The sequence below is a fragment of the Achromobacter sp. T5-5 genome (assembly GCF_055397965.1).
In genome coordinates, this window is sequence record NZ_AP027919.1 from 3,587,648 (window position 1) to 3,612,842 (window position 25,195).

Genomic DNA, 25,195 nt, shown 5'->3' on the forward strand with positions numbered 1-25,195 from the left:
GGGCCATTGCTTCAGGGGGTGGCTGCAGGGGGTGGCTTCAAGCAGCAACGTCAAGCTGCAACTTCAAGCAGCAACTTCAAGCCGCCAGTGCCGGATAGTCCGTATACCCTTCCGCGCCGGAAGCGTAGAAGGTCGCCGGGTTCGGCGTGTTGAGCGGCGCGTTGCGCTGAAGGCGCTCGGCCAGGTCGGGCGTGGCGATGTAGGGTACGCCAAACGCCACGGCGTCGGCCCTGCCAGCGGCCACGGCGGCTTCGGCGCTCTCGCGCGTGTAGCCCTCGTTGCCGATATACACGCCGCCGAACGCGGCCTTCAGCACCGGCCCCAGGCTGTCCGGGCCTTCATGTTCGCGCACGCACAGGAATGCGATGCCGCGCTTGCCGAGTTCACGCGCCACATATGTGAACAGGCCCGCCCGGTCCGAATCGCCCATGTCGTGCGCATCGCCGCGCGGCGACAGGTGCACGCCGACGCGCCCCGGGCCCCAGACGGCCACGCAGGCGTCGACCACTTCCATCAGCAGGCGCGCACGGTTTTCGACCGAACCGCCGTACTGGTCGGTGCGGTGGTTGGTGCTGTCCTGCAGGAACTGGTCCAGCAGGTAGCCGTTGGCGGCATGCACTTCCACGCCGTCGAAGCCGGCTTCCATCGCCATCTGCGCACCGTGGCGGTAGGCCTGCACCACGCCCGGGATCTCGTCGGTCTCGAGCGCGCGCGGCGTCACGTAGGCGCGCTTGGGGCGCACGTGGCTGACGTGGCCCTTGGCGGCGATGGCGCTGGGCGCGACGGGCAGTTCGCCGTCCAGGAACATCGGATCGGAAATGCGGCCCACGTGCCAGAGCTGCGCCACGATCAGGCTGCCCTTGTCGTGCACGGCGGACGTCACCTTGCGCCAGCCCTTGACCTGTTCCGGCGACCACAACCCGGGCGTATCGGCATAGCCGACGCCCTGCGGCGTGACCGCGGTGGCTTCGGTCAGGATCAGGCCGGCGCCGGCGCGCTGGGTGTAGTACTCGACCATCAGGTCGTTGGGGACGCGGCCGGCGCTGGCGCGCTGGCGGGTCAAAGGCGCCATGACCACGCGGTTGCGCAGCGTCAGGTCGCCAACTTTCAGCGGTTCAAACAAGGGGTTCATGCAAAGTCCTTTCGTCCCGGCAATGGGGCTACATATCCTGGTTCAACTGCCGCAGAAACGCGGCAATCACGGGCTCGTTGCGACGGAAAAAGACCCACTGCCCCACCTTCGTGGCCGAAATCAGGCCCGCGCGCTGCAAAACGGCCAGATGCGACGACACCGTCGACTGGGACAGCCCGCAGCGGTCATCGATGTGGCCCGCGCACACCCCGTGTTCGAAGGTGTGGCCGGGGCGCTCCTCGAAGTACGCATGCGGCGTCTTCAGCCAGGCCAGGATGTCGCGCCGCACCGGATTGGCCAGCGCCTTGAGGATGGCGTCGGCGTCGATGGCGGGCTGCGCGATGTTCTGGTCGGAGGGTGAGGGAGTTGCGGTCATATTGGTATATCGCAATTTATCGAATCATATATCGTGTTTGTCCGATATATAGAAATGCCCCTGCGGGCATCAAGGACTATCGGCCTGCCGCCGTCGCGCGGGTTTGAGGCTGTCGGCCCAATCGCGGGCCAGATCGCGCTGCGCCTTCCAGTTGACCAGCGCGGTCACGGTCATGGCGATGACCGCGCCCAGCGCCGCCAGCGCCATGTCTTTCTGGGCGTCCCAGATGTCGCCCTGCGTGCCGAGATAGGCTGCGCCCAGGTCGCCGCCGAAGAACTCCGCGGCGCCCCACTCGATCAGCTCGTAGAGCGCCGAGGTGGACAGCGTCACGTCCAGGGGCAGGAAATACGCCCAGAACCCGCGCACCTCGGCCACGCGCAGGAAGATCTCGCGGATCGGATAGGCCAGGAGCAGCCCGTAGGAAAAGTGCACGACCCGGTCGAAGTTGTTGCGCTCCCAGCCCAGCAGGCTGTTCAGGCTGTGACCGGTCAGGGCGCGCCACCACTCGTCGTACGGAACCAGCGAATAGGTGTAATGCGCCCCCACGGTGTGCAGGCACAGGAACAGGAAGATCAGCGTGTACGACGCGCGCGAAAACACAAACGCGTGCCGCGTGGCGAACAGCACGGCGCCCAGGGCCAGCACCAGCGCGTTTTCCAGCGCCCAGGCCGAGCGGTCGTGCGGATTGATAGCCAAAGCCGTCCAGATGACGGCGAACACCCCGGCCAGCGTAAGCAGATAGCGGCGGCGCGCGTCTGACATGATCCCCTCCTATTCGCCCTGCACCCGTCCGCGCAGCCGCTTGACCTCGCCGTGCAGCACCTTGCGCTGCACGCGCCGGCGCTGCGAGGCCCGCGTCGGCTTGGTGGCCCGACGCGGCTTGTCGACCCGGATCGCCGCGCGGACCATGGCCACCAGGCGCTCGATGGCCTCGGCCCGGTTTTTTTCCTGGCTGCGGAACGCCTGCGACTTGATGACGATCACCCCCTCCTTGGAGATGCGATGGTCGCTCAGCACGCACAGCGCGTCCTGCACCTCGGGCGGCAGACGGGAAGCGCGCACATCAAAGCGCAGATGGACGGCGCTGGACACCTTGTTGACGTTCTGCCCGCCCGCGCCCTGGGCGCGGATCATGGAGAAGGTCAGGTCGCGTTCGTCGATGAAAAGCGAGTCTTGGACGTGAAACATAGGCGGGAAGTCTACAGGGCCGCCACGCTTCCTGCACGACGTGGGCCGGCGGGTCGCGGGGCCGGCGAATGCTGCGGACGCGGGGCGGAGCGGGCCGGGGCGCCGGCGGCTCGCGCGGCTGCGCCGAACCCCCGCCCAGCAGGGTCTTTCGGCGCATATCCGCCGCGCCAAGTAAAATAGCGCGCTTTTGCTCGAATCGCGCGGCGCCCGGCCGCCCGCCCCCCTATGACTTACACCGCCAAAGAAATCTTCAAGACCCTGCAAGGCGAAGGCGCCCACGCAGGCCGCGCGGCGGTATTCTGCCGGTTCGCGGGCTGCAACCTGTGGTCCGGCCGCGAGAGCGACCGCGCCAGCGCCGCCTGTACCTTCTGCGACACCGACTTCATCGGCACCGATGGCGACGGCGGCGGCAAGTTCGCCTCGGCCGACCTCCTGGCCGACGCCATCGCCGCGGCCTGGGGTCCGGACACGCACAACCGCTACGTGGTCTTCACGGGCGGCGAGCCGCTGCTGCAACTGGACGCGCCGCTGCTGGACGCCATCCATGCCCGCGGCTTTACCGTCGCCATCGAAACCAACGGCACGATCAAGCCGCCCGCGGGGATCGACTGGATCTGCGTCAGTCCCAAAGGCACGGCGCCGGTCGTGGTCGAGCGCGGCAACGAGCTCAAGCTGGTCTACCCCCAGCTCAATGCCCTGCCCGACGCCTTCGCGCACCTCGATTTCGAACACTTCTTCCTGCAACCCATGGACGGACCCGCGCGCGCGGCCAACACCGAGCAGGCCGTCCAGTACTGCATGCAGCACCCGCAATGGCGGCTCAGCCTGCAAACCCACAAATACATAGGCATTCCATGATTCACCCCCACGCCGTGCGGAGCGCGCGATGATTTCCGTGACCCGCAGGCTCGAGTTCGACGCCGGCCACCGCATCCCCGACCACCGCAGCCAGTGCCGCAACCTGCACGGCCATCGCTACGTGCTGGAGATCACCCTGACGGGCGACGTGGTGCAGGCGCCCGGCGAGTCCGACAACGGCATGGTGATGGACTTCTCCGAGATCAAGCACATCGCCAAGACGCACATCGTGGACGTCTGGGACCACGCGTTCCTGGTCTATGAAGGCGATGCCGCCGTGCGCGGATTCCTGGACTCCCTGCCCGGCCACAAGACCGTCGTGCTGGACCGCATCCCCACCGCGGAAAACCTGGCGGCCATCGTCTTCGAAACGCTGGCCCCGCACTATCACGGCCACTACGGCGCCGAACTGCGCCTGACGCGCGTGCGCCTCTACGAAACGCCGAACTGCTGGGCCGACTGCAACGGTTGACCGGATAGGCCGGCCGCTGTCGCGCCGGCCGGTCGCAGTTTCGTCCCCGGTTTTCCATCCATGGAAAACCGCTCCCCTATTTTTCCAATTGAAAAGATCTATCGAGATAGTCGTCATTTTCAATCATTAGTAAGCTAATAGATAGGATACAATCTATTCCATGCCTACTCCTTCCGACTCCCAGCTCATGGCCACCACCGCCAACCTCATGGTGCTGTCGCGCGCCTATCGCGGCGCCGCCGACAAGGCGCTCGTCGACTACGGCCTGTCGCAGGCCACCGCCTGGCCCGTCATCCTGGCCGGCCGGCTGGGCGACGGGGTGCGCCAGGGCGCGCTGGCCGAGGCACTGGGCGTCGAAGGCCCCTCGCTGGTGCGCGTGCTGGACCAACTGGTCGCCGCCGGGCTGATGGAACGCCGCGAAGACCCCCACGACCGCCGCGCCCGCACCCTGCACCTCACCGAGGCCGGCCACGCGCTGCGCGCCCAGGTCGAAGACGTGCTGGTCGAACTGCGCCGCCGCATCTTCAACGGCATCAGCGAGTCCGACCTCGAAGCGTGCCTGCGCGTCTTCGACGCCATGAAGGTGTCGCTGGGCCGCAGCGGCGCCGGGGCGCAAGAGGACGCGCGGCCATGAAAGTGAATCTGCCCAACGTCCGCGAAACGGTCTTCTCGCTCAAGAGCTACCTGAGCGCCATCATGGCGCTCTACCTGGCCTACAGCATCGGTTTGCCGCGTCCGTTCTGGGCCATGACCACCGCCTATGTCGTGGCCCAGCCCTGGTCGGGCGCCGTGCGCTCCAAGGCGCTGTATCGCCTGGTGGGCACCTTCTTCGGGTCGGCCGCCACCGTCTACATGGTGCCCCGGCTGTCGAATTCGCCGGTCGTCATGACCGGGGCGATGGTGCTGTGGGTGGGCGCCTGCCTGTACATGTCGGTGCTGGACCGCACGCCGCGGTCCTACCTGTTCATGCTGGCGGGCTACACCGCGGCGATGATCGGCTTTCCCAGCGTCACCGACCCTTCCCTCGTCTTCGACACGGCGCTTGCGCGCGTCGAGGAGATCAGCCTGGGCATCGTGTGCGCCACGCTGATCCACAGCATCATCCTGCCGCGCGGCCTTGCCCCCGCGCTGACGCTGCAACTGGACAAGGCGGTGCGCGACGCGCGCAACTGGATGCATGACACCTTGAGCGGCAAGAACGCCGAACAGCGCGACAAGGACCGCCGCGTGCTGGCCAACGACATCACGCAGTTGCGCCTGCTGTCCACCCATGTTCCCTTCGACACCAGCAACCTGCGCTGGACCGCCGGCGCCGTGCGCGCCATGCAGGACCAGATCGCCGCGCTGACGCCCGCCGTATCGGCCGTCGAGGACCGCATGCGCGCCTTGCAGGCCAACGGCCAGGACCTGCCCGAGCCGGTGCAGTCGCTGCTGTCCGATATTTCGGAATGGATCAACGCCGGCGCGCAGGCCTCGCATGAGACCGCGGTGCGGCTGCGCGCCGCTGTCACCCGGCTGACGCCCGGCATCGACAGCCGTTCGACCTGGCGCGATGCGCTCCTGGCCAGCCTGATGACGCGGCTGCGCGAGCTGATCGACACCTATGACGAATGCCTCGCCCTGCGCCGCGACATCCACGCGGGATTGGCAGGCGCGCCGGTGCGGGCCCCGCGCGCGGCCCGCGATCCCAATTCGGCGCTGCACCGCGATCACGGGCTGGCGCTGCTGTCCGCGCTGGCCGCGGGCGTGGCCATCTCGGTCTGCTGCGCCTTCTGGATCGGCACAGCCTGGAGCAATGGCGCCACCGCCGCGCTGATGGCCGCGATCTTCAGCTGCTTCTTCGCCTCGCAGGACAATCCCGTGCCGGGCATCATGCAGTTCCTGACCTACACGGTGTATTCGATCCCGCTGTCGGCGCTGTATCTGCTGGGCATCATGCCGGCCATCCACTCGTTCGAAATGCTGGCGCTGTCCATGCTGCCGACGGCCTTCGTGCTGGGCATCTTCATCGCCCGGCCGGCCAGCACCGGCAAAGGCATGGCCATGCTGTTCGGCTTTCTGGGCACCATGGCCCTGCAGGACACCAACACCGCCAATGTCGTTTCCTTCATCGACACGCAGGTCGCGCAGTGCATGGGCGTGGCCACGGCCGCGATCATCGCCGCGATCTTCCGCACCGTCAGCGCCGACTGGAGCGCGCGCCGCATCCAGGCCGCCAACTGGAAAGAGCTGGCGACGCTGGCCAGCTCGCCGCGCGCGCCTTCACGCCATACGTACACCGCCCGCATGCTGGACCGCATCGGCCTCTTGCAGCCGCGGCTGGCGCTGGCCAGGCGGCCCGACGACCTGGTCGCGGCCGACGCGCTGAAAGACCTGCGCGTGGGGCGCGACATCACCGAACTGCAACGGGCCCGCCGGCACCTGCCGATGGCCGACGCCACGATCGGGCCGGTGCTCGACAGCCTGGCGCAGTTTTTCCGGGTCCGTTCATCGGGGCGCGTGCAGGACAAGACGCCCGAGTTCCTGGCGCAGATCGACCGCGCGCTGGGCAGCGTCGCCGCCACGCCGCACGGCCCTCACGCGCGCGACCGCGCCGTGGTGGCGCTGGTCGGCATCCGCCGCGCGTTCTTCCCCGAGGCGCCCGACTACCAACCCGCTCATCCCACGCTGGAGAGCCAAGCATCATGATCGGCGAATTCAATCTCTACGGCATCTATTTCCCCTGGCTGCTGGTGCTGGGCGTCATCACCCTGGGCGTGGCCTGGGCGGTGCGCCGCGTGCTCGCCCGCGCCGGACTCTACCGCCTGGTGTGGCACCCCGCGCTCTTTGACCTGGCGCTCTTTGTGGTGCTGCTGTACGGCGTCTCCCTCATTTCCCCCTATTTTCTGCAAAGACCGGTATGAAACTCCCCAATGCCCTTCGTCCTGCTGCCATCGGCAAGTTCGCGGTCACGGCCGTCGTCGTCGCCGCCGCCGCTTACGCCGGCTGGCAGCTCTGGGACCACTATGAAGTCGAACCCTGGACGCGCGACGGCCGCGTCAAGGCCTATGTCGTGCAAGTCGCGCCCGACGTCTCCGGACTGGTTACCCGCGTGCCCGTGCACGACAACCAGGACGTGAAGGCCGGCGACCTGTTGTTCGAGATCGACCGCGCCCGCTTCCAGCTTGCGTACGACCAGGCCGAGGCCGCCGTGCGCTCGCAGCAGGTCGCCCACGACCAGGCGCTGCGCGACGCCAAGCGCAACCGGTCGCTCGGACAGCTCGTCGCGGCCGAAACGCTGGAACAAAGCCAGACCAAGGTGCAGCAGACCGAAGCGGCGCTGGCGCAGGCGCAGGTGCAACTGAACACCGCGCGGCTGAACCTGGAACGCAGCCGCGTCGTCGCCGCCAGCGACGGCCGCGTCACCAACCTGGACCTGCGCGCGGGCTCCTACGCCACGGCCGGCCATGGCGTGATGGCGCTGGTGGACGCCGGCTCCTTCTACGTCGAAGGCTACTTCGAGGAAACCAAGCTGCCCGGCATCCACGAAGGCGATCCCGTGACCGTGACCCTGATGGGCGAATCGCGCCACATCCGCGGCCACGTCGAGAGCATCGCCATGGGCATCGCCGACCGCGACCGCAGCACGGGCGCCAACCTGCTTCCCAACGTGAACCCCACCTTCAACTGGGTCCGCCTGGCGCAGCGCATTCCCGTGCGCGTGAAGATCGACGACGTGCCCGACGGCGTGCGCCTGGTCGCCGGCCAGACCGCCACCGTCTCCGTCGACGACCGCCCCGCCCAGGCCGCGGCCGCCGCGCCCCACGCCTCCTGACGCGAGCGCACGCCGCACGCCTTTTCGAAACCCTCAACTTCCTATCGACGCCAAGCCGTACCTGCCATGAAAACCAGACTTCTCCTCCCGCTGACGCTGGCCCTCGCGCTGGCCGGATGCGCCTCCGTGGGCCCCGACTACAAGGTGCCGCCGGAGTCGGTGTCCCAGCGGCCGAGCGCGCAATCGTCCTTCGTAGAAGCGCAGGACGATGTGTACCGGCAAGAGGCGGTGCCCGGCCACTGGTGGCGCCTGTACAACGACCCCATGCTGGACGGCCTGGTGGAAAAGGCCCTGGCCGCCAACACCGACCTGCGCGTCGCCAGCGCCAACCTCGAGCGCGCCCAGGCCGCCCTGCAGGAGACCCGCGCCCAGCAGCAGCCCACCCTCGGCGTCAACGCGTCGCCCACCTTCGGCCACGTGTCCGGCCTGCAGGAACTGCAACCCGGCATCGATCCTCCCAACCGCTGGTCGTATTCCACCGGCGCCAGCGTGTCGTATCAACTCGACCTTTTCGGCCAGATCCGCCGCGCCGTGGAAGCCTCCACCGATGACGCACAGGCCGCGCAGGCCGCCTACGACGCCACCCGCGTCACCGTCGCCGCCGAGACCGCGCGTGCCTACGCCAACCTGTGTGCCGCGGGCATGCAGCTCGCCTCGGCGCAGCACTCCGTGCAGGTCCAGAAGGAATCCCTCGACGCCGTCAGCCGCCTGCAGCGCGCCGGCCGCGGCACCACGCTGGACGTCACCCGCGCGCGCAGCCAGCTCGAACAATTGCAGGCCAACCTGCCGCCCTTCCAGGCCCAGCAGCGCACCGCGCTGTACCGCCTGGCCGCGCTGACCGGCCAGACGCCGCACGAGATCTCCCCGGCGCTGCTGCAATGCGCCACCGCGCCGAAACTGACCGAAACCATCCCGGTCGGCGACGGGGCAGAACTGCTGCGCCGCCGCCCGGACATCCGCCAGGCCGAGCGCACCCTGGCCGCCTCCACCGCGCGCATCGGCGTGGCCACGGCCGACCTCTATCCCAAGATCACACTGGGCCTGTCGGCCGCGTCGGGCGGCCCGGCCACCATGTTCGGCGACCGCGGCACCTTCAGTTGGAGCGTCGGCCCTCTCATCTCCTGGACCATCCCCAACACCGGCGCCGCGCAAGCGCGCATCGCGCAAGCCGAAGCCAACACCAAGGCCGCCGCCGCGCGCTTTGACGCCACCGTGCTGAACGCCCTGCGCGAAACCGAGAGCGCGCTGGTCGTCTACGCCCGCCAGCTCGACCGCGACACCGCCCTGCGCGCCGCCCGCGACCAGAGCGCCGAAGCCGCGTCGCAGGCTCGGCGCTTGTTCCAGTACGGCAAGACCGACTACCTGACCGTGCTGGACGCCGAACGCACGCTGGCCAGCAACGAAAGCGCGCTGGCGGCGTCACAGGCCGAGCTGAGCAGCGACCAGATTGCGTTGTTTCTGGCGTTGGGCGGGGGGTGGGAGAAGTAAGGCGGGCCAGATTTGACCCACCCGGGCCAAAATTGGCCCACTGCATTTTCTTATTAATCAAAGGGTTATGAAAAACCGGGTCAAATTTGGCCCGGTTTTTTTCGTTTGGAAATGGGCTTTTGCAGCAGTTGGACTCGCCCGACTGGGATGCATACACCGCCCTTTTTTCCTAGCGCATTGATTTCACTAAGGATTATTCAGGCTTTCCAAACCTGGCACGGATTTCGCATATGTCGCTGCGTCTGCACCAGGACGCTTCCGGCCCCATCGGGTCTCACAACGACACACGAATCCATCATGCCTCCCCCCGCCTGCATCAGCGTCACCAACCAGACCGTAGGCAGGCTCCTCTGGCCAAGTCACGGAGTCGCCGCAATCGGTAACTCCGTCTTCTTCTTGTAAATCTGCAGCTGGAACGGATTGCCGTCACCGAAGCGGCTGCGCAGGATACCGAGATGCCACATTCATCCGATATGCGATTTACGTTCTCGCCGGCCGCCGCCGGCGTGGACTTCGACGTCATCGAGTTCACGCTGGACGAAGCCTTGTCCGAGACCTTTCTATTGCGCGTGGAGTTATCCAGCTTCGATGCGGCCGTGGACTTCGGCGCGCTGCTGGACCAGCCCGCGCTCTTCACGATCTGGCGCGGGGATGTGCCGGTGCGCCACGTGCACGGCATCGTCACGGAGTTTGAACAAGGCGACACCGGTTTCCGGCGCACCCGCTACCGCGCCGTGGTGGAACCGGCGCTGGCGCGCGCGTCGCTGTGCTCCGACTGGCGCATCTTCCAGCAGCAGTCGGTGCCGGAGATCCTGGATCAGGTCATCAAGTCCCACGGCATTACGAATTACGAACAGGTCACGACCCACGAACACCTGCCGCGCGAGTATTGCGTGCAGGCGGGCGACACGGACCTGCAGTTCCTCGATCGGCTCGCGGCCGAAGAGGGATTCTTCTACCGTTTTGAACACACCGACAAGGGCCACCGACTGATCCACGGCGATCGGATCTACGTGCATGGCGCGATCGATGGCGGCCCGGTCACCTACAACCCAACGCCCGGCGGCGATCAACCCGAACCGGCCCTGCGCCGCTTCACCTATGCCGAACACGTGCGCACCGCGCGCCAGACGCAGCGCGACTACACCTACACCCACCCACAGTACGACCAGGAGCATTCGGCTTTAGCGCGCGAACTGGATCACCAGGATTCCCGCTACGAACGCTACGACTACCCCGGCCGCTACAAACGCGACGAAGCCGGCAAGCCCTTCACCCACAGCCGCCTCCTCGGCCTGCGCCGAGACGCCCGCATGGCGCGCGTCGAAGGCGACGACGCGCGCCTCATTCCCGGCGTGGCGTTCGACCTGACCGGCCACCCGCGGGAAGACTGGAACCACGGCTGGCGCCCGGTGCGCATGCAGCACCACGGCATCCAGCACACCAGCCAGCAGGAAGAAGGCGCCGACGCCGCGCAAGGCACCCAATACCGCTACACCGCCGACATCGTGCCGGACAAGGTCGACTGGAAGCCGGCGCCTGCCCCAAAGCCCCGCATCGACGGCCCGCAGATCGCCTCGGTCGTGGGACCTGCCAACGAAGAGATCTACTGCGATGCATACGGCCGCGTGAAGGTCCAGTTCCCCTGGGACCGATTGGGCCGCAATGACGAACACAGCTCCTGCTGGATCCGCGTCTCGCAGAACTGGGCGGGCGCGGCCTGGGGCCACATGGCCATACCGCGCATCGGCCAGGAAGTGATCGTGGACTTCCTGGACGGCGATTGCGACCAGCCCATCATCACGGGGCGCACCTATCGGGCGATCAACCTGCCGCCTTATGAACTGCCGCAGCACAAGACCCGGATGACGATCAAGAGCAAGTCGCACAAGGGCGATGGGTTCAATGAACTGCGCTTCGAGGATGAACTGAATCGCGAGGAGATCTACGTCCACGCGCAGAAAGATCAGAACATTCATGTCAACCACGATGAGACCACCTTCGTGGGTAACGACCGCAGCGAAAGGATAGGCCGCGATGAAATGCTAACGGTCGGGCAAGACCGGCAAGAAAAGATCGTACGAGACGAACGAATCGACATTGGCCAGGACCAGTCCGTAACCATCAAGCGCGATCAAACGCTGGTCATCGAACGTAGTCAACACATATCCATCGACAAAGACCGAGTAGAAGAAATAGGTAACCACCGGATAGATCGCATCGCCGCAAACCATACTGCGGTCGTGGGAGGACATCTCGAACTACAGGTCGAAGGACATCATCGGATGCGGGCCGCTCAACGCGTGTCGGTCACAACCAAGGAATACGAAGTCAGCGCAGAGTCGATGCGTTGGAGCACACCGGGCGGCGTTCTGACGCTGGATTCTGGCGGGCTGAAATTCAACGGCGCCGCGGTCAACTTCAGGGCGGGCAACATTGACTTTAGCGGCGGACGAGGGGGCGTTCCTCTAAACGTTCATGGCGAGCCAGAAGTCGGCGAGCCCGTGTGTGTAGGCTGCTGGATCAAGGCTGCGATGGAGCACAGCGCAGTGGTGAAAGCATGACTACGCTGTTACGGAAACTGATCACCGACTTGATGGTGCCCGGGGCGCCGCGGCACCTGATTGCGGTCAGTGATATAGCCGGTCTGGACGAGACGCTGCGCAGTGCCGTGTCCGAACAGTTTTCCGGCCGCTCCCATCCGCTGCTGCGGCAGGAACAATGGCTTGCATTGCGCCCGTATTCGCCACTTCTGCTTGCTGCCCGATCCGCGGAAATCGCCGACTGTGGCAGCTTGGTCGAGGAATTCCAAGGTCGCCTTCACAATGCCCTGCACGGCTGGATCATAAGCACGCTGCCGCCCGCCGAGTTGGCCTCGCACCTGAGCCATGCAACGCTAGCGCAGGGGGCGGACGGTGGCACTTATCTGCTGCGGCACTACGATCCTTTTGTTCTGCCAGTGCTGCACCAGACTGCAGATCCGGCCTGGTGGAAAGCCTTTATCGCGCCAGTTGTCTCCTGGTGGATTCCAAGGGCGGATTCGGAGCGCCGACTGTGGGGTCGTGTCCCAGGAAATGGCATGCACGCGAGGAACCCGCTGCCACCGCCGACGCTAATCATGGACGCCCACCTTTGGAACGCGCTGTCTGCGGACCCCTTTCCTCATCGCCTGCTCAGGGAAGCGGAGGAGCACGAGCCATCCTTGTTCGATACCGATTGTCGCAATGTGCGTCTTGCGCGCGTAATGGCTCATCTGGACGCTGCCAGGAGTCTGGGCCTGTCCTCGTCCGAGAGCCTTCATGACTACGTCTTCATGGCGCTAAGCAGGCCTGCGCAGCAACTGCATAACGACCGTCATTGGCAACATGCTGTCCAAGCCGCAGCCTCCGGCAATGGACGATTGGGCAATCTTTATCTTGCCTTGCTGAGCCGAGCGGCTTGATCTTCCCAAGACTAAGCGATCCACATGCCCAATTCGTTCGACCACATCCAAAACTTGTTTTCATCCAGCGGCAACGCCGCCAGCCGGAACCCCGTCGCCCCCCCGAACGGTCCTTGCGGCGGCTGCAAACGCTCTGTAAAGATACTTCCGCTTCGTTATGGCATCATTGCCAGCGCCGACCACGACGCCGCGATGATCCTGGCGCCAGACCTTCCCAAAAACCTGGGACGGCAACTCACGCCGAAACTGAATTCCACTCGCTATGCCATACGCTGGCTTCGAGAAGGATACGTGTACGTTTTCACGAAACGGATAGGACGCCCCTTTACGTGCGAGGCAGCCTATCAGGCGCATGCAACCGGCCTGCTTCGACCCATCTGGCCGGGCGATCCGGGTGCGCACATGACCGGAATGGCCGCTCTTGGCGCTTGGACCATTACGATCGGAGACCCCGAGGACATCGAGGAATCCCGACTGCTTTTTGCGCGCGATCCTCTTAGCCCTGCCGCGTTGGAACGCTATCGCGACATCAGTTTGTTCCGTAATCGCCTGCAGAAGTTCGATATTCGGGGGCTCGTTCAACGATGCAGCATTTCTGACGACGTCCTCGATCCGCCTGAGATTTCGACCAGGGTTGCCGAGTATCTTGCGGCCTCCAGCCCAGCCGCGCGCAACGCGCTCGAGGACCAGGCATTCCCACCCTTCCGCAGCGGACTCAGACCGGGCACCGATCCTGTGAGCATGGGCTCGATATTGGCCAGCGTTCAACGGGAACTGGCTGCCGATCAGGGATTTGCCGTAGTCCTGGATGATGCCATCGGCATTGCTCAAGAGCTCAATGCCTGGCGCAACGATGCGATCGAGAAAATGCGGCCTTGGCTGGAAACGAAGGACCATGAAGGCATCAGCAATGAGCGTCGCTATGCCGTCGCCCAGGCGCTCGACAACATAAAGACCGCCATGCAAAAAGGTCACCTCGACCGCGCGGTGAAGCGTGGCGAGCGATTGCTGGGGCAGGCCTTGCATGCCAACGCCGGCTACACGCTGAGTCCGCACTTGAACAAACAGTACGAGAATCTCTATACGCCAGAGCGCGTGCAGGAGCTTGCTGCCAAAGAATCTCTGACTGCCTTCGACAGATACCAGAAGCTGTTGAACTGGGACGATGCCAAAGCAGGCATTCAGCGAGAATTCCGGCGACGCGACGAACAGGTTCAGCAGGTAATGGACATACGGAGCGCCGATCATCTGGCATGGATGACGAGCCCGGTGATGGACACCGCTTTAGACTTATATGACCGTCACGATCCGGTATGGGGGTTGGCGTTCGCCGAACAAGTCGGCTTGTGCGTGATAGGCATGAACGGGTGTCCCAACGGAAACGCGCAGCTCGAGGGCTGGTGGACCGACATCGAGATCGGCAAACGGAATCTTGGGTTGCGCGCGCTGACCCGGAACCAGGTCGACATCGAAGCTCAAACCCGGGTTGCATTGGCGAAGACAAAAGCCGAAGACACGCTTACCGTTGACAATACCGTGACTCTGCTGGGCAAGGCGGACGAACGCTTCAAGAACGTCGTCGATTTGATCGCGAAGGCGGACAGTGCCGTAGATGCGGCCCGGAAAGCGGGCACGCACACATGGTTCACCGACCGGCCGTTGGGCCACGTGCTAGCGCTTTTCGCGCAACTCAATCAATTCGTCCTGAAACAGGTGCCCGGCAACGCGGTTGATCGCCGATTGCTGGTGCCCCTTATGGGGTTGATGCATGCCCAACTCGGTCGCGCTGCGACAGGCATCCGGCTACAGGATCTGGCGCTGGCAGGCCAGGCGGCCAGCGACGCGCGCGTGGCCGGGCAATTGAACGCCCATATAGGACGCGTTCGCGGTGCGCTTGCGCAGGAGTTCCAGCGCGGAGGCAGCGGCGAGTTCTACAAGATTCGGGGTGGTGCAATCATCGCCCTGCTTGAGGCCGTGTTGCTGTTGACCAAAGGCAGCGCCTCGGACAAGGAGGCCAGACAATGGGCGGAATTCACCGCGGCGGGATTGACGACGGCGGCGGCGGGGTTCGAGTTGGCGGCGACGAGTGTGGAATCTGTAGCAGCGAGATATGGCGCTAACACGGTCGTCGGTAGAGGAACGTCAATTGCATTGGGCGGATTGAAGTTGTCTGGCGGCGCATTAGCGGCGCTTGGAGGAGCGCATCATGGTGGCACTGGACGTGTCGGATATGCGAAAAGCCTTCGCCCAAGATCACCGGGCATTGGGTTTTGCGTATCTCGCACATGCCGTGGTCGCGTTAGGAATTACAGGGCTCTCTACAGCCATTTCATTCTCTACGTCCGGGCCTCTTTTACGTTGGATACTACAAAACACAGAGAGGCAGTTCCTTCGAGCAGCGTTGCCTGCTCTCATTCGTCAGGCAGAAGGTCTCGCTGTCGCCCGCATATCTGCCTTGCTTGGATTGGCGTTGGGCTGGGGCACGGCTATAGGCTTGTTGATCACGGTAACTATCTGGGTATTAGAGCCAGACGAAATGGAAACTTGGTGTGCCCATTGCTGTTTCGGGATTCGATCGCCAAATGGCTTTTTCAAGCCCTTTAAAGATGAGTCGACCGAACTGCAAAAATTGTTCGAAGCTTTCAATGCGGTGAAGTAAATGTATTTCATTGAAGAGCAAGCCTGGACGGTGCAGACCATCGCAAATCTACGTAGGGGCTTTGACGATGCCACCAAGGTGGCGCTAGCCACTGAAAGCGAAAGCTTGGCTAAAACCGGGAAACGATTCAGTGGAGAAATCGGAATTCGCGATCGTGTTAGTGAGCATCCCAGCGCGGAAGGATCGTTATACGCGTTTAACGATACCTACATCGAACTCCGGGCCGGCGCGCTTCAAGAAAAGCGGGGTTTCATCACACTATTCACTGTGCCGTTGCTCTATCTGACTTGGTCGCTGTTCGCGCTGAGCGCCGCCTTCAGCACGGTGTGGTGGACTCACGTGTATCCGTGGTCAAGCAGGCCGGCAGATATGGGCGACTACGTTGCTGCGCTCGCAACGCCACTGATAACCGTTGGGCTGGTTCTGGTTATTCGCCGGTTCATATGGCGCTGGCTCCGCTTGGAAAACTTCGTCCAACGCCGCCTCCTCATCCGCTTCAACCGCATCACACGGCAGGTATATCTGCATCGTCCTCGTTACGCCGGCGGCATCGCCGTTCTCGCGTGGGACCTGGTCTCGCCCGAAGCAGCCGCAGGAAAACCGGAGATGGCCGGCACGGGCACCCAGCTTTTACTGGCGTGGACGCAGGACATGACCGGCCTGCCCCACAATCACCTCATGTTCGTGGGCAAGACCGCCGATGGAACCAGCGATCTGGTCAATCTCTGGGAATTCATCCGGCGTTACATGGAAGAAGGCCCCAACGCTGTGCCTCGCCCCCGCAAGCTACTGACTAAAGTGCCTTGGCCGTGGTTGTCGTTTGCCGCACCCTGGAGTTTTCTCAAGCCTCTCTGGCGCGCCGACCAGCGCCGGCTCGTGGTCTTGCTGTCGGTACTGCTGTCTCCCGTAATCTTGATCCATGCGACCGGGCACTGGCTATCGTTGCTCTTGGGATGGGAACCGCGTTGGCCCAGGATCATTCGTCAGGCGGGACTGCCCGGCCACCCCACTCCGTCCTTGTCGGTCGCAACTGACTGGCCGCCGCTTCGGGCACCTGAGCATGAAACGAGGCCATCAGCGTGCGAAGGCGGCGCGGCGTCCCCAAGCGGTATCAACACGCATGGCTAACCATGCTGGCGGCCCGAGGCCAGACGCTGGATACACGTCAGCTCAATGCACCGTCGTCCCATCCGGCGGCGTCTGGTTCAGCCCCAGCGCCGCTTCCCAGCTGCGCAGCGGCACGCAGGTCTGCAGGCGCACGATGGCGCGCTGGATCAGGGCGGGATGCAGTTCATGGCCGACGTGGGAGGCGATGTCGATGGTGGAGTCGCCATGCAGTTCGGCCAGCCGGGCCTGCGCCGCCTGGGCGTTGGCCACGGCCATGACGGGATCGTTGGCGCCGTGCAGCAGATGAATGGTGGTGTATTGCGGCGCGGTCTTGGGCAGTTGCGCGTAGCGGCCCGAAAACGCGAGGACGCGGCCGGCCATGCCGTCGTGGGCCTGCACCAGTTCCAGCGCCATGATGGCGCCTTGCGAAAAACCGGCCAGCGCGGTGTCGGATTGCAGCAAGCCGAAGCGCGCCTGCGCGTCGCGCACGTAGGCTTCCAGGGGCGGCATTGCCTGGGCCACGCGGTCGGCGCGGTTTTCCTCGGTGACCCCGCGCACGGAGAACCACTGCCGGCCGGCGCCGCCGCCGTCGAATGGTTCGAAGCCTTCGGGGATCAGCACGGCCGCGCTCGGGAAGGCGGCGCGCAGCGCCTGGGCCAGAGGCGCCAGGTTGTCGGGTGACCCGCCCACGCCGTGCAGCAGGATGAAGAGCTGGCGCACGTCGACGCCCGGATCGGGAAGAAATTCGATAGAACTGGAAGACGCCATGAAACCGCTCCGTACTGGCTTGGGGACGTCAAACGGCGCCCCGATTGCCGCATTGTAAAAGGCGCGCCGCCTGGGAGCCTGCCCGGGTTTGCTGCGCGCCGCCCGGCGCGTCACCTGGCCATGATAGCGCCGGGACGAGCCCTGGGCACCGGCCCGTTCGTGGCCCGCGGCGCGGCACATGGCGATACGTCCGGCGGGTCTAAGTCTGGCCCCGAAGCCCGGCGCCAAAGCCCGGTACAATACTGTATATTCATACAGTCATTTACCACCAGGCGTCCCCGCCATGCAGTCCCCCGAACGTATCCATCCCGCGCTGTGGCGCGCCACGCAGTTGGCCCAGGGCGCCGCACGCACCCTGCCTACCGGGCATGCGGCGCTCTCGGCCGAACTGCCCGACGGCGGCTGGCCGCTGGGATCGCTCGTCGAACTGCTGACCCCGCACCCCGGCATTGGAGAAATCCGCCTGCTGCGTCCCGCCCTTGCCCAGCTGGAAACACGCCGTCCCATTGCCCTGGTGCAGCCGCCGCATGTCCCCCACATCGCCAGCTGGATGAGCTGGCGGCTGGATCCCCGGCAATTGCTCTGGGTGGCGCCCGAAAAGCCGGTCGACGCCCTGTGGGCCACCGAACAGATCCTGAAAAACGGCAGTTGCGGCGCGCTGATCTGCTGGCTGCCCAATGTGCGCCCCGAATCCCTGCGCCGCCTGCACCTGGCCGCCCAGGCCAGCGACCTGCTGTTCATCGCCGTGCGCCCGTCCCGCGCCGCGCAGAACGCCACGCCCGCCGCCCTGCGGCTGGCGCTGGCGCCCGCGCCGGGCGGCTTGTCCGTGCACATACTCAAGCGCCGGGGGCCTGTCTGCGACACCCCGCTGTACGTGGGCCTGGAGCCCGGCGCCCTTACCCCTTCCACTCCCCGCCATGCGCCTCTGGATCGCCGCCTGCCTGCGCTGCCTGCCGCTGGACGTCATACGCCCGCACTGGCCGCATGAACAGGAGGCGTTCGCCGTTCTGGACCAGGAACGGGTCGCCGCCCTGACTCCCGCCGCCCGCCAGGCCGGCGTGACGCCCGGCATGCGCCGCGCGGGCGCGGCGGCCATCGCCCCCGGCGTGGAACTGCTGCCGCGCAATGCGCAGGCCGAAGCCGAGGCCCTGCAGGGCGCGGCGCTGGCCTTGCTGCAGTACACCCCTGAAATCGCGCTGGCCGACGGCGACACCGTGCTGCTGAACGTGGGCGCCAGCCTGATGTTCTTCCGCGGGCCGCGCGCGCTGGCACGGCGGGTGGCCGCGACGCTGCGCGCGCTGGACCTGCGCATGACCCTGGGCATGGCGCCCACCGCCACGGGCGCCTGGCTGCTGGCGCGGCGTGCCGGCCGGGGCGTCCCCCGGCGCACGCTGAAGCTGTCCACCCTGGCGCGGCGGCTCGATGCCCTGCCCCTGTCGCTGCTGCCCCAGGCGCACGACCGCCGGCACTGGCTGGACGACATCGGCTGCCACACGCTGGCGCACCTGCGCGCCCTGCCGCGCGCGGGCCTGCAGCGGCGCAGCGCGCCCGACCTGCTGCAGGCCCTGGACGCCGCCTACGGCCAGGCGCCCGAACTCCACCGCTGGATCGAACCGCCGCATCGGTTTTCGCGGCGCATCGAACTCATGGACTATATGGAGCACACCGACGCGGTGCTGGCCGTCGCGGGCCGCCTGGCCGAACAATTGGGCGGCTGGCTGGCCGCCCGGCAATTGGCCGTCCAGCGCGTGGTGCTCAGCATGGACCACGAACGCGGCCGCCACGCCCGGCCGCCCACCGAACTGGAGCTGGCCCTCGCGCAGCCCGTCTGGCAGGCGCGGCAGCTCCTGCCGCTGCTGCGCGAAAAACTGAACCACTTCACGCTGGAAGCCCCCGTCATCGCCGTCACGCTGCAGGCGCCCGACACGGTCGAGCAGCCCGCCGCCAGCACCACCCTGTTTCCCGAGCCGGGCGGCACCGCCGCCGACCACGCGCGGCTCCTGGACCTGCTGGTGGCGCGCCTGGGCCGCGACCGGGTGCGCCACGCCCGGCCCGTCGCCGACCACCGCCCCGAGACCGCCAATGCCTGGGGCGACGCGCTGGCCGCGCCCCAGCGCCCCGACCCGCTGCCGCCCCTGCTCGAACGCCCCTTCTGGCTGCTGGAAACCCCGCAGCCCCTGAAGCTGTCCGGCCATCGCCCCCAATACGGCGGGCAGGCGCTGCGGCTGATGCGCGGTCCCGAACGCATCGAAAGCGGCTGGTGGGATCCGGTCCTGACCGTGCGCGATTACTTCGTCGCCGAAGACGCGGCCGGCGCGCGCTACTGGATCTACCGCGAGCGCGATGCCGAGGACGCCCGCTGGTTCCTGCACGGACTGTACGCCTGACATGCGCACGGACGACGACGCCCCCGATCCGCTGGACCCGGCTGAAACCCTGGCCGGCTTGCCCGGTTATGCCGAGCTGCAATGCCAGTCCAATTTTTCCTTCCTGCAGGGCGCCTCGCACCCCGAGGAACTGGCCGCGCGCGCCGCCGAACTCGGCTACGCCGCGCTGGCCCTGACCGACGAATGCTCGCTGGCGGGCGTGGTGCGCGCCCACACCGAGGCCAAGACCCTGAAACTGCCGCTGATCGTCGGCGCCACGTTCCAGTTGCGCGCCGCGCCCGATGCCGCGCCGCTGGGCCTGACCCTGCTGGCGCAGACCCGCGAAGGCTACGGCAACCTCTCCGAACTCATCACGCTGGCCCGCACCCGGGCGCCCAAGGGCGAGTACCGGCTCTCCCCGCAAGACCTCGCCGATCCGCCCGGCGGCTACGCGCATCTGCGCAGCCTGCCGGAATGCCTGGCCATCCTGACGCCCGCCTACGGCACCGACGCCGACCGCATGGCCGACCAGGCGTGCTGGCTGGCGCGCCTTTTTCCCGGCCGCGCCTGGGTGGGACTGACCCTGCTGCACCAGTCGCGCGACGACCTGCACCGCGCCGCCGTCGAACATGCGGCCCAGGCGTCGCAACTGCCCGTGGTGGCGGTCGGGCAGGTCCAGATGCATGTCCGCTCGCGCAAGCCGCTACACGATACGCTGACCGGCATCCGCACCCGCCGGCAGGTGTCGCAATGCGGCTACGAACTGTCCGGCAATGCCGAACAACACCTGCGCAGCCGCATGCGGCTGGCCAGCCTGTACCCGCCCGACGCCCTGGCGCAGACCCTGGCCGTGGCGCGCCGCTGCACGTTTTCGCTGGACGAGCTGCGCTATGAATATCCCGACGAGATCGTGCCGCCCGGCCATACGCCGGCCAGCTACCTGCGCCAGGAGGCGCTGGCCGGCGCCCGCCGGCGCTTTCCGGCGGGCGTGCCGGACAACGTGGCCGCGCAGATCGAAAAGGAACTGGAGCTGATCGCCGAGCTGGGCTACGAGGCCTACTTCCTGACGGTCTACGACATCGTCCAGCATGCCCGCAGCATCGGCATCCTGTGCCAGGGCCGGGGTTCGGCCGCCAACTCCGCCGTGTGCTATTGCCTGGGAATCACCGCGGTGGACCCGCAGCGCGGCAACAACCTGTTCGAACGCTTCATCAGCAAAGAGCGCAACGAACCGCCCGACATCGACGTGGACTTCGAACACCAGCGCCGCGAAGAAGTCATCCAGTACATCTACGGCAAGTATGGCCGCGAACGCGCCGCCCTGACCGCGGTGGTCATCTCGTACCGGCCGCGCAGCGTGCTGCGCGATACCGGGCGCGCGCTGGGGGTGGACCCGGGCGTCGTCGATGCCGTGGCCCGCGCCCACCAGTGGTGGGACGGCAAAAAAGAAATGCTGCGCACGCTGGGCGCCTGCGGCCTGGACCCCGAATCCCGGGTGGCGCGCCAGTGGGCGTCGCTGGCGCAGACCATGATGGGCTTTCCGCGCCACCTGTCGCAGCATCCGGGCGGTTTCGTGATCTCGCGCGGCAAGCTCTCGCGCCTGGTGCCCATCGAGAACGCCGCCATGCAGGACCGCAGCGTCGTGCAATGGGACAAGGACGACCTGGACGCCCTGAAGCTGCTGAAGGTGGACGTGCTGGCGCTGGGCATGCTGTCGGCCTTGCGCCGCACGCTGGAACTGGCCAGCCAGCGCCGGGGCCGGCCGCTGACCCTGCAGGACATCCCCGAAGGCGACGCGCCCACCTACGACATGATCTGCGATGCCGACACCATCGGCGTGTTCCAGATCGAATCGCGCGCCCAGATGACCATGCTGCCGCGCCTGCGCCCGCGCGAATACTACGACCTGGTGGTGCAGGTGGCCATCGTGCGCCCCGGACCGATCCAGGGCGGGATGGTCCACCCCTACCTGCGGCGCCGCCAGAAGAAAGAGCCCGAAACCTACCCCAGCGAAAGGGTGCGCGGCGTGCTCAGCCGGACCATGGGCGTGCCCATCTTCCAGGAACAGGTCATGCAGATCGCGGTGGTGGCGGCCGGCTTCTCGCCCGGCGAGGCCGACCAGTTGCGCCGGTCCATGGCCGCGTGGCGGCGCAAGGGCGGCGTGGACAAGTTCCGCGTCAAGCTGGTGGGCGGGCTGCTGGCGCACGGCTACACGCTGGAGTTCGCCGAGGCCCTGTTCCGGCAGGTGGAGGGGTTCGGCGAATACGGTTTTCCGGAAAGCCATGCCGCCAGCTTCGCCCTGCTGGCCTACGCCAGCTCCTGGCTCAAGCGCCACGAACCGGAAGCCTTCCTCGCGGCGCTGCTCAATTCCCAGCCCATGGGCTTTTACGCGCCCGCGCAACTGGTGCAGGACGCCCGGCGCCACGGGGTCTGCATCCTGCCCGCCGACGTCACCGTCAGCGGCTGGGACGCCGCGCTGGAAGAACCGCCTCCCGGCCATCCGGGCGCCGCGCGCCGCGCGCACGCCCACGCGCCGCCGCCCGAGCCGCCCCGCCCCGCCGTGCGGCTGGGCCTGGGCCTGATCCAGGGCATGCGCGAGGACGCCGTCCGCCGCATCGAGGCCGCCCGGGCCGACGCGCCCTTTGCCAACACGGCCGACCTGGCCCGGCGCGCCGGGCTCAACCGGCACGACCTGAACGCGCTGGCCGCCGGCGACGCCCTGCGCACGCTGGCGGGCCACCGGCGCCAGGCCAGTTGGGAGGCCGCCGCCAGCGTGCAAAGCCGCGACCTGCTGCGCGATGCCGAGATCGTGGATGCCCAGGCCCCGCAACTGTCCGCCCCGACCGAAAGCCAGACCGTGGCCGCCGATTACCGCAGCGTGGGCCTGACGCTGCACAGCCATCCCGTGGCGCTGCTGCGCCCCCAACTGGCCGCGCGCAATTTCCAGCCGGCCTCGGTGCTGAACGGCTACCCCAACAAGCGCGTCGCGCGCGCCTGCGGCATCGTCACGGTGCGCCAGCGCCCCCAGACCTCCAAGGGCGTCATCTTCGTGACGCTCGAAGACGAGACGGGCCCCGTCAACGTGGTGGTGCGCCCCGAACTGATCGAACGCCAGCGCCGCGAACTGCTGGGCGCTACGCTCTTGGGCGTGTTCGGCGCCTGGCAGAGCGTCGATGGCGTGCGCCACCTGATCGCGCAGCGGCTGGTGGACATGTCCGACCTGCTGGGCGGACTGGCGGCGCACAGCCGCAACTTTCACTGAGGTTTTCCGACCCGCCCCCTTTTCGGGGCCCCCGGCCCGCCGCGGACCGTTGCAGGGCGTGCACGCGCCCGGCGCGCCCTAAGCACAGCGCCTCGCCGCTGGTCTATCATGGCTTTTTGTCCGCTCGTTGTAAGGAGTCCTACATGATCCGCAAGCTGATCCCCTTCCTGCTGGTTGCCAGCCTGGCCGCGTGCGCCAATACCGGCGGCTCGCGCACGTCCAGCGCGCCGGCCTCCAGCTCCTCGGATGCGTCCTCGAGCATCGGCGCCGGGACTTCCTACGGTTCGTCGTCAGCCATGCCCGGCAGCACCAGCGGCAAGACCTGCGACGCGGGCCCGCTGCAGTCGCAGATCGGCCAGAAGGCAACACCCTCGGTCATGGAAGACCTGCGCACGCGCAGCGGCAGCACCACCGCGCGCATGCTGCGCCCGGGCCAGGTGGTCACGATGGAATACAACAACACCCGCCTGAACCTCATCGTGGACGACAAGGACGTCATGACCGCGATCCGCTGCGGCTAGGCCACTCCGGCGGCGGGCGGCACATGGGGCAGGAACGCCCCCGCCACTTCGAACGCGCACTCTTCGCGCGCAATATCGATCACCCGGGAGACCACCGGGTTGACGATGTTCTTCTTATGGACCGCGTAGTAATTGATGGTCGGCAGGTCCGGCTGCACATTCAACTGACAAAGCGCCCCGCGCGCGACCAAGGGCGCGAAATACGCGCCCGGCAGGTAGCTGATGCCCAGGCCCAGCATCGTCAGCTGGGCCATCATTCCCAGGCTGTTGCACGTCAGCACGCGCTTGACCGGCATCCCCTGCTCCGCGAACCAGGCGTCATACAGGTGCGAGAGCGCGGAATTCGTGGGTTGGGAAATCACCGGATAGGGCGCCAGGTCCTGCGGCGTCAGGTTCGCCGAGACATCGATATCCAGCGCCGGACTGGCCATCCAGACATTGGTGACCGCGCCCAGGTGGGTGCAATCGTACTGGTAGCCCCAGAACGGCCCCGGCATGATCGCCAGGTCCAGTTCGTCCTTTTCCAGCCGCTCGTACAGCGTGATGCCGCCGTCGATCTCGGGCATCAGCTGCACGCGCGGGTAGCGCTGGCTGATCTGCTTGATCAGCCCCGCCAGCCAGGTCATGCCGACCAGTTCCGTCACGCCCAGCCGCACCACGCCCTCGAAGCTGGCCGGATCGGCCATGTTCTGGACGATGCGGCTGTTCAGTTCCAGCATCTGGCCCGCCAGCTCGAAGAGCTTGCGGCCCTGCGGCGTCATGAGCAGCTTCTTGGCCCGCCGCTCGAACAAGGGCGAGCCGGCAAAGGCCTCCAGTTCCCCCACCCGCTTGGCCACGGCCGATTGGGTGGTGTGCAGCTTGCGCGACGACGCGCTGAAGCTGCCCAGTTCGGAACTCCAGTAGAAAGCCTCTAGCTGTTTGAGGGTGTACATCGCCGCGGAGGAAGAAAAGCGCATGGAAACCCTCACATTATCCTCGCGGCCGCGCGGCCCCGGGAGTTCAGCCGCGCGGATGCAGGATGTCCGCCAGGAAACGCTGGGCGCGCGGATGCGCCGGGGCGCTGAAGAAGCGCTCGGGCGTGTCCACTTCCAGGATCTCGCCCGCGTCCATGAACACCACGCGATCGCACACGTCGCGCGCGAAGCCCATTTCGTGGGTCACGCACACCATCGTCATGCCGTCCTTGGCCAGGCCCTTCATCACCTGCAGCACCTCGCCCACCATCTCCGGGTCCAGCGCGCTGGTCGGCTCATCGAACAGCATCACCGGCGGCTGCAAGGCCAGCGCCCGCGCGATCGCCACGCGCTGCTGCTGGCCGCCCGACAGCGATCCCGGATAGGCGTCGATCTTGTGCGCCAGCCCCACGCGGTCGAGCAGGCCGCGCGCCAGGTCCACCGCCTGCTTGCGCGGCTGCTTGCGGATGTTGACGGGCGCAAAGATCACGTTCTCCAGCACGCTCATGTGCGGGAACAGATTGAACTGCTGGAACACGAAGCCGATCTTCTGGCGCAGCGCGTTCAGGTTGGCGCCCTTCTCGTAGATATCGGCGCCGTCGATCAGGATGCGGCCCTTTTCGATGGGCTCCAGCCGGTTGACCGTGCGGATCATGGTGGACTTGCCCGACCCCGACGGGCCGCACACCACCACGACCTCGCCCCGCGCCACCGCCAGGTCCACGTCCTTGAGCACATGATGCTCGCCGTACCACTTGTTGACTTTCTCGAGTTTGATCATGTTTTGTT

At 66.5% G+C, this 25,195-nt stretch carries 22 protein-coding genes; 15 read left to right on the forward strand and 7 right to left on the reverse strand.

Going from position 1 to position 25,195, the window contains the following annotated elements:
• Positions 1 to 76 precede the first annotated feature (76 nt).
• The 4 genes from ACZ50Q_RS16300 to arfB form a co-directional block, all read right to left on the reverse strand.
• Entirely contained in the window at positions 77 to 1,132 is a 1,056-nt protein-coding gene (locus tag ACZ50Q_RS16300) for an alkene reductase (protein ID WP_092575416.1), read from the reverse strand.
• A 28-nt stretch (positions 1,133 to 1,160) separates the two neighbouring features.
• On the reverse strand, positions 1,161 to 1,508 hold the full coding sequence (locus tag ACZ50Q_RS16305) for an ArsR/SmtB family transcription factor (protein ID WP_076521130.1): 348 nt from the start codon (positions 1,506 to 1,508) through the stop codon (positions 1,161 to 1,163).
• A gap of 69 nt (positions 1,509 to 1,577) precedes the next feature.
• Complete coding sequence (locus ACZ50Q_RS16310; protein WP_464078973.1) at positions 1,578 to 2,270, reverse strand: DUF2238 domain-containing protein; 693 nt, start codon at positions 2,268 to 2,270, stop codon at positions 1,578 to 1,580.
• A gap of 9 nt (positions 2,271 to 2,279) precedes the next feature.
• Complete coding sequence (gene arfB, locus ACZ50Q_RS16315) at positions 2,280 to 2,696, reverse strand: alternative ribosome rescue aminoacyl-tRNA hydrolase ArfB (RefSeq protein ID WP_464078974.1); 417 nt, start codon at positions 2,694 to 2,696, stop codon at positions 2,280 to 2,282.
• 225 nt (positions 2,697 to 2,921) lie between these two features.
• Between arfB and queE the strand changes: the two genes are divergently transcribed.
• From queE to ACZ50Q_RS16370, 11 genes are all read left to right on the forward strand, one after another.
• The gene (gene queE, locus ACZ50Q_RS16320) at positions 2,922 to 3,554 is read left to right on the forward strand and encodes a 7-carboxy-7-deazaguanine synthase (RefSeq protein ID WP_076521133.1); all 633 of its coding nucleotides are present in this window, start codon (positions 2,922 to 2,924) and stop codon (positions 3,552 to 3,554) included.
• A 28-nt stretch (positions 3,555 to 3,582) separates the two neighbouring features.
• Positions 3,583 to 4,026 carry a 6-carboxytetrahydropterin synthase QueD gene (gene queD / locus ACZ50Q_RS16325; RefSeq protein ID WP_076521134.1) on the forward strand — a complete coding sequence of 148 codons (444 nt, stop codon included), beginning with the start codon at positions 3,583 to 3,585 and terminating at the stop codon, positions 4,024 to 4,026.
• 160 nt (positions 4,027 to 4,186) lie between these two features.
• Positions 4,187 to 4,660, forward strand: a complete 474-nt coding sequence (locus ACZ50Q_RS16330) for a MarR family winged helix-turn-helix transcriptional regulator (RefSeq protein ID WP_076521135.1) — start codon at positions 4,187 to 4,189, stop codon at positions 4,658 to 4,660.
• Between the two features lie 2 nt (positions 4,661 to 4,662).
• Positions 4,663 to 6,714 carry an FUSC family protein gene (locus ACZ50Q_RS16335; protein WP_464082006.1) on the forward strand — a complete coding sequence of 684 codons (2,052 nt, stop codon included), beginning with the start codon at positions 4,663 to 4,665 and terminating at the stop codon, positions 6,712 to 6,714.
• Positions 6,711 to 6,929 carry a DUF1656 domain-containing protein gene (locus ACZ50Q_RS16340; protein WP_076521137.1) on the forward strand — a complete coding sequence of 73 codons (219 nt, stop codon included), beginning with the start codon at positions 6,711 to 6,713 and terminating at the stop codon, positions 6,927 to 6,929. The genes ACZ50Q_RS16335 and ACZ50Q_RS16340 overlap by 4 nt, the downstream gene beginning before the upstream one ends.
• A complete protein-coding gene (locus ACZ50Q_RS16345) occupies positions 6,926 to 7,840 on the forward strand; it encodes an efflux RND transporter periplasmic adaptor subunit (protein WP_464078975.1) in 915 nt (304 codons plus the stop codon). Before ACZ50Q_RS16340 ends, ACZ50Q_RS16345 begins: the two co-directional genes overlap by 4 nt.
• Before the next feature lie 66 nt (positions 7,841 to 7,906).
• A complete protein-coding gene (locus ACZ50Q_RS16350; RefSeq protein ID WP_092575396.1) occupies positions 7,907 to 9,328 on the forward strand; it encodes an efflux transporter outer membrane subunit in 1,422 nt (473 codons plus the stop codon).
• 506 nt (positions 9,329 to 9,834) lie between these two features.
• Positions 9,835 to 11,892, forward strand: a complete 2,058-nt coding sequence (locus ACZ50Q_RS16355) for a type VI secretion system Vgr family protein (protein ID WP_464078976.1) — start codon at positions 9,835 to 9,837, stop codon at positions 11,890 to 11,892.
• Positions 11,889 to 12,770: a DUF4123 domain-containing protein gene (locus ACZ50Q_RS16360; protein WP_464078977.1), complete on the forward strand. Its 882-nt coding sequence runs from the start codon at positions 11,889 to 11,891 to the stop codon at positions 12,768 to 12,770. The genes ACZ50Q_RS16355 and ACZ50Q_RS16360 overlap by 4 nt, the downstream gene beginning before the upstream one ends.
• A gap of 24 nt (positions 12,771 to 12,794) precedes the next feature.
• Positions 12,795 to 15,374 carry a T6SS effector BTH_I2691 family protein gene (locus ACZ50Q_RS16365; protein WP_464078978.1) on the forward strand — a complete coding sequence of 860 codons (2,580 nt, stop codon included), beginning with the start codon at positions 12,795 to 12,797 and terminating at the stop codon, positions 15,372 to 15,374.
• Positions 15,375 to 15,429: 55 nt separating this feature from the next.
• Positions 15,430 to 16,557 carry a DUF6708 domain-containing protein gene (locus tag ACZ50Q_RS16370; protein WP_464078979.1) on the forward strand — a complete coding sequence of 376 codons (1,128 nt, stop codon included), beginning with the start codon at positions 15,430 to 15,432 and terminating at the stop codon, positions 16,555 to 16,557.
• Between the two features lie 42 nt (positions 16,558 to 16,599).
• Here the strand turns inward: ACZ50Q_RS16370 and ypfH are convergent, their stop codons facing one another.
• Positions 16,600 to 17,304, reverse strand: a complete 705-nt coding sequence (gene ypfH / locus ACZ50Q_RS16375; protein WP_464078980.1) for an esterase — start codon at positions 17,302 to 17,304, stop codon at positions 16,600 to 16,602.
• A 283-nt stretch (positions 17,305 to 17,587) separates the two neighbouring features.
• Between ypfH and imuA the strand changes: the two genes are divergently transcribed.
• The 4 genes from imuA (at position 17,588) to ACZ50Q_RS16395 (ending at position 23,453) form a co-directional block, all read left to right on the forward strand.
• Positions 17,588 to 18,292, forward strand: coding sequence for a translesion DNA synthesis-associated protein ImuA (gene imuA / locus ACZ50Q_RS16380; RefSeq protein WP_464078981.1), 705 nt, complete (start codon positions 17,588 to 17,590; stop codon positions 18,290 to 18,292).
• Entirely contained in the window at positions 18,222 to 19,691 is a 1,470-nt protein-coding gene (locus ACZ50Q_RS16385) for a Y-family DNA polymerase (RefSeq protein ID WP_092575390.1), read from the forward strand. The genes imuA and ACZ50Q_RS16385 overlap by 71 nt, the downstream gene beginning before the upstream one ends.
• A gap of 1 nt (position 19,692) precedes the next feature.
• Positions 19,693 to 22,932 (forward strand): error-prone DNA polymerase, encoded by a 3,240-nt coding sequence (locus tag ACZ50Q_RS16390; protein WP_464078982.1) that lies wholly within the window; start codon positions 19,693 to 19,695, stop codon positions 22,930 to 22,932.
• A gap of 143 nt (positions 22,933 to 23,075) precedes the next feature.
• The gene (locus tag ACZ50Q_RS16395; RefSeq protein WP_464078983.1) at positions 23,076 to 23,453 is read left to right on the forward strand and encodes an I78 family peptidase inhibitor; all 378 of its coding nucleotides are present in this window, start codon (positions 23,076 to 23,078) and stop codon (positions 23,451 to 23,453) included.
• On the opposite strand, the gene ACZ50Q_RS16400 is transcribed toward ACZ50Q_RS16395, so the two are convergent.
• Positions 23,450 to 24,385 carry a LysR family transcriptional regulator gene (locus tag ACZ50Q_RS16400; protein WP_175493070.1) on the reverse strand — a complete coding sequence of 312 codons (936 nt, stop codon included), beginning with the start codon at positions 24,383 to 24,385 and terminating at the stop codon, positions 23,450 to 23,452. The two genes, ACZ50Q_RS16395 and ACZ50Q_RS16400, sit on opposite strands and share 4 nt — an antisense overlap.
• A gap of 67 nt (positions 24,386 to 24,452) precedes the next feature.
• Complete coding sequence (locus tag ACZ50Q_RS16405; protein ID WP_464078984.1) at positions 24,453 to 25,187, reverse strand: amino acid ABC transporter ATP-binding protein; 735 nt, start codon at positions 25,185 to 25,187, stop codon at positions 24,453 to 24,455.
• Between the last annotated feature and the right edge of the window lie 8 nt (positions 25,188 to 25,195).